Below are 5,310 nucleotides of genomic sequence, written 5' to 3'. Positions count from 1 at the left end.
AACCTGCCACCATGGCAACTGCCAGACAACCATGCCTTATCAGGCTATCGCAGTCGAGAACTCAGCCCAGGCAACCAAAGCGCGGGCAAGAGTAATCACCTCATTTTAGACGACACTCAGGGCCAGATACAGACACAGCTTAAATCCGACCATCAATCCTCGAGTTTAAGCCTAGGCTACATCACCCGCGTTGAAAACAACAAAGGCCGACAAGAGGCGCGTGGTCAGGGTGCAGAGCTGCGCTCTGATGGTCACATCGCTGTTCGTGCCCAACAAGGTTTATATATCGGTACCGATGCGCGACCCGACGCTGCACAGCACATCACCGACTTAAAAGAAGTCACCGAACAACTACAAAAGGCACAAGAACAACACGAATCCATGAGTGACGTCGCCATTGAACACGGCGCCCATGACAAATCGACCGACCAAAAAGTCGTCAACGACACGCTCAAAGCACAAAACAAAGCGATTAAAGGTTCAGGACAAGCCGACCCCAAAACAGGCACATTCCCCGAACTACAAGAACCACACGTCATCGTCAGCTCGCCTGCAGGCATTGAAACCAGCACCCCTCAATCCACCCACCTGTGGAGTGGTGAACACATCGCCATGACCAGTGGTGAGCACGTCAGTTTAAGTGTTGGCAAAAGCTTTTTAGCCAGCGCGGTCGAGACCATCCGTTTCTTTGTGTACAAAGCGGGGATGCGTTTGGTAGCGGCTGGGGGCGACATCGACATCAAAGCGTTAAAAGACTCGATCAACGTACTGGCCAAACTCAACATCACCCACACCGCCAACAAAATCACCATCACTGGCAAAGAAGAAGTCATGATTGTCGGTGGGGGCAGTTACAGTAAATGGAGTGGTGGTGGGATTGAACACGGCACTGCGGGTGGATGGGTTGAACATGCCGCCGCTCACTTAATGCCTGGTCCCAAGTCTAAAGGCTCAAGCTTGCCGATTAAGCAAATGGGCAAGGGTAATTTGGAGTTATTTCACACTTACCTTGATGAGTCAAGCAAGGCCATTGAATATTTCAAGAACGCAGAATATGAAGTCACCGACGCCTTGGGGCAGAAGAAAAAAGGCAAATTGGATGCCAAAGGTTTTGCAAGCGTAGCAGGCTTGGCTGTCGGACCTGCTAAGGTCAAATTTGGTAAAGAAGTGCGCAATCCTTATGACGATGCCAATGCTTATCGTAAAGATTATAAATGGCCAGAGGATGATGCCGCTACTGATGCCGCAGGAGATAATGTCGCAATGACATCCATTGCCGATTCCGCAACTTCAGCGGCCAGCATGATTAGCGGCCTAGTGGGACAGGGAAATGGATTGGATAATGCGATCAATGCGTTAAAACAAGGCATTGGTTTGGCGCAAACCTATAAGCAAGGCGGTGTGAGTGCGCTAACTGGAGCCTTGGTCTCATCAGGCAGCCCCTTGCTTGCTAGCTTAGGTGGTCGTGTCTCAAGCCTACCTGCACCACAGCCTTCTCAAGCAGTCGATCCAAGCACCACGCCCGTTGGTCGCTCCTTTAAAGCATAAAACAGGATTTGTCATGCCCTACAATCCCTTATATAACCCCACCCGAAAATTCCAACAAGACAATCCATATGACACCAGCAGCATGTTGGATCGAATTGGTTCAGGGGTTTCCAAAAACAACAATATGCCCGACAAGATTCAAGCCTATAATATGCTAGGTCGTGTTGGTGCCGACATACAAAAGATAAATTACAAGCCCCCAGTCATCGCTCCGATTCATGTCTTTAAAACCGTTGATGTGAGATTGGCTCAAAATGAGTTCGACGAGTGGCTGATTGATATTTCAGGTGGCTACATCAATTACGAACGGTTCATGACCGTAGCAAGAAGTTTGCCCGTTTTAGGCAATGTATTGTCCCTGGCTGATGCATTGTCAGACATTATCTTGCTCATTAAGTCAGAATCGGCACGTGAAGACGTTTTTAACTGGGTTGACTTGAGCATTGACGTCTTAGGTGTTGTGCCTATTCCACCTGGCACAGCCGCTGCAAGAGCCAGTTTGCGCCCAGCAATGGCTACTGTTCGGAATGTTGTCCGTCAAGGCGGCAAAGATGTCAGCGAGGCGCTTGTCACCGTTTTAGCTGACAGTCTGGCCAGCCACTTAACCGCTGAATTTGCGGACTTGGTCGAAAAAGCAGAGGAAAAAATTGATGAGTTCTTAAAAGCGGTTGCTGCAAAAGTAACCAAAATCATGACCAACATCAGCACGGCCTTGACTCGATTGCTGATTAAGGGGGAAGTATTTGATGTCGGTCAAAACTACTACAAGGCAGCCAGTGTGGGGAGCATTCGAGGCGCTCGTGCGCGTGATCGGGCTTATCGCCCCACACAGGTTGAGAGCAACGGCTGGACATATATTTATGACGTGGTGACTGATAAGGCCAAACGCGTAGCCAATCTTGCCGCCAAGTCCGTTGTGGGGTTAATGCCTAAAGAGTTTAGAACAAAGCTAGATGCTCAAATTGCGATTCTGACCAGCTTAGGAGCGATGGCTGCCAATAAGATTACCGAAGTTGCTGCCAAACACATCAAAGATTTTATTCGTATTTTAATCAGAGCTGCCCAGAAAAAACTGGGCAGAAAAGGCACTGTGCCCAAGAACACTACAGGCAAAGCCAATGGTCATGTTAACCCAAGTCCCTTAGAGAAGCGCAACAGTGTAACGCCAGCCCAAGGCATGGCAGGATGCAAAAATGGCGCACCGACAGGCAGTACCTGTGACATTAATTTTGCGATGGGTGTCGAACGGGTGTTTCATGAGGACTTTAGTATTGGTCACGTGTTGCCCATCGAATGGGTGCGCACCTACAGTTCAGCCTATGCCCAATACGATCAAAGCGTGATGGGGGCTCGTTGGACGAATGCTTACATGACCCGTATCGCAGTGATACAAAATGAGCTTGTTTATTTTTCTGAGGATGGCCGCCAACACACTGCCCCGATTTTAAAGTTCGGGCAAGCCCACCGCAACCCCATCGAAGATTTCACCATCACTCGCGTGTCAGATGGTCTGATTGCCTTACAACATGGGCAAAATCGATTGGAAACATTCGAATCGGTACCGCACTTAAAAGACACATACAGACTCACATCCATACAAATCAAAAATGTGGGCACTGTTGGTTTACGCTATGACCACACGATCAATGGTCGTACCGTTTTATCTGACATCATCAGTAAGGTTGGCGATGAGATTGATGCGCACATTCGGACACAAGTGGATGGGCAAGAGCGGATCATTGCCCTGTGGCAGTTGATAGACGGTGAACAACATCGCCAATTATCAAGCTATCAATACAATTTCGAAGGCGACCTCACCCTCGCCCAAGATGAAAACGCCCATCATTGGCAATACCAATACAACCAACATCTGTTAACCCGTTACACCGACCGCACAGGTCGTGGCATGAACATTCAGTATGACGGCACATCGGCGTATGCCAAAGCCATACGGGAATGGGCAGACGACGGCAGCTTTGATACTCAATTGCAATACATTCCTGAGAGCCGCCTGACGTTAGTAGTTAACGCATTGGGTGACACCACATGGCACTGGTATGATGATTTGGGCTACACCTACCGCATCATCTACCCCGACCAAACCGAAGAATGGTTCTTCCGCAACCGCGCCAAAGACATCACGAAGCACATACACCCCGATGGCACCGCCGATCATTACGTTTATGACAAACGCAGCAACTTAACCAAACATACCCGCCGCGATGGCTCCACAGTCCATTTCGAATACGACGATAAAGATCAACTCACAGGCATCGCTGATGGCGAGGGCAACATCTGGCGGCGTGACTATGACCAACGTGGCAACTTGACAGAAGAAACAGACCCCTTGGGTCATAAAACCACTTACCAGTACAACAAACTTAACCTACCGACCCTCATCACCGACGCCAAGGGTGGTGTAAAAAAACTCGCCTACACGGATAAAGGTCAACTGGCCGCGTTTACTGACTGCTCTGGTAAAACCACCACATGGTCATACGACAACCGAGGTCGTTTAATTAAACAAACCAACGCCGCAGGCGAGGTCACCAGCTACACCTACACCCACATCGGCAAGAACGCAGGGCATTTAGAATCGATTACGCATCCAGATGAAACTGTAGAACGTTTCATGCACGATGCCGAAGGTCGACTACTCACACACACAGACGCGAAAGACCGTCCAACCAACTACCGCTACAGCGTTGCAGGGTTAGTCGCCGAGCGCATTGACGCGGCGGGCAACGAGCTGACCTACACCTATGACAAACTCGGTCGCCTGATTCGTCTCGATAACGAAAACAACAAAGCCTACCACTTCAAATATGACCCCGTAGGTCGATTGCTAGAAGAGATTGGCTTTGATGGCAAAGCCACACAATATCATTACGGACAGAGCAACGGTGTATTAGAACGCATGAACGACGGCAACACCATCACCGCGTTTGAGTTTGACCCCATGGGGCGTTTAAACAGCCGCACCATGGCAACCCTAGGCGAACACAACTCAATCACCAACAAACAAACCGAAACATTTGACTACGACGGCAACGGCAGACTCATCATGGCGACCAATCCCGCCAGTAAGCTGCAATGGTTCTACGACGACGCAGGCAACCTTGAACGAGAGCATCAAGAATACAAACTCAAAGATGCCGCCTACACCGCCATTTGGCGACACGAATACGACCCGCTCGGCAATCGAGTTAAAACCATTCGCCCTGATGGACATACAGTTGAACTGATGACCTACGGCAGCGGTCACGTTCACGGCATACTGCTCGATGGACGCGAAACCCTTGGCTTTGAGCGCGACGACTTGCACCGCGAAATTATGCGCACGCAAGCGAACCGCCTCAACCAACAGCAAAGCTACGACCCCGCAGGCCGCCTCAAAGAACAACTCATCGCCTACGACGAAGCGCTGGGTAAAACCAGCCCGTTCAATCACCGTGTTTATCAGTACGATCAAGTCGGTCAATTAACAGGGATTAACGACCAACGTCGCGGTGGCTTAAGCTACCGTTATGACCCCGTAGGTCGTTTGCTTGAGGCCAATGGTAGTTTAGGCCGAGAGCTATTCGCCTTCGACCCCGCAGGCAACGTTCAACCCGTGGCCCCAAGTACGGCCAATGAGCACCCAAATCAACCACTGCAAGCCCAGTCCGCACAACCCACATGGCAAAAGCCAAACAGCATCCTTGATAACTTGATGCGCGAATACGTCGGCACGCATTACGACTACGATGAGCGCGGCAATAT

Annotated in this window: 2 protein-coding genes; both read left to right on the top strand. The window is 50.1% G+C overall.

Features of this window, described 5'->3' with window-relative positions; translation table 11 throughout:
- The coding region (locus tag DFR44_RS10980) for a DUF2345 domain-containing protein (RefSeq protein ID WP_133621613.1) at nt 1-1,548 on the top strand (1,548 nt) is incomplete at its 5' end.
- Between the two features lie 13 nt (nt 1,549-1,561).
- On the top strand, nt 1,562-5,310 hold a 3,749-nt coding region (locus tag DFR44_RS10975), incomplete at its 3' end, for a DUF6531 domain-containing protein (RefSeq protein ID WP_133621612.1).

The sequence above is a fragment of the Hydromonas duriensis genome (assembly GCF_004363775.1).
Taxonomy (GTDB): domain Bacteria; phylum Pseudomonadota; class Gammaproteobacteria; order Burkholderiales; family Burkholderiaceae; genus Hydromonas; species Hydromonas duriensis.
This window is presented reverse-complemented; position numbering and strand designations above follow the sequence as displayed.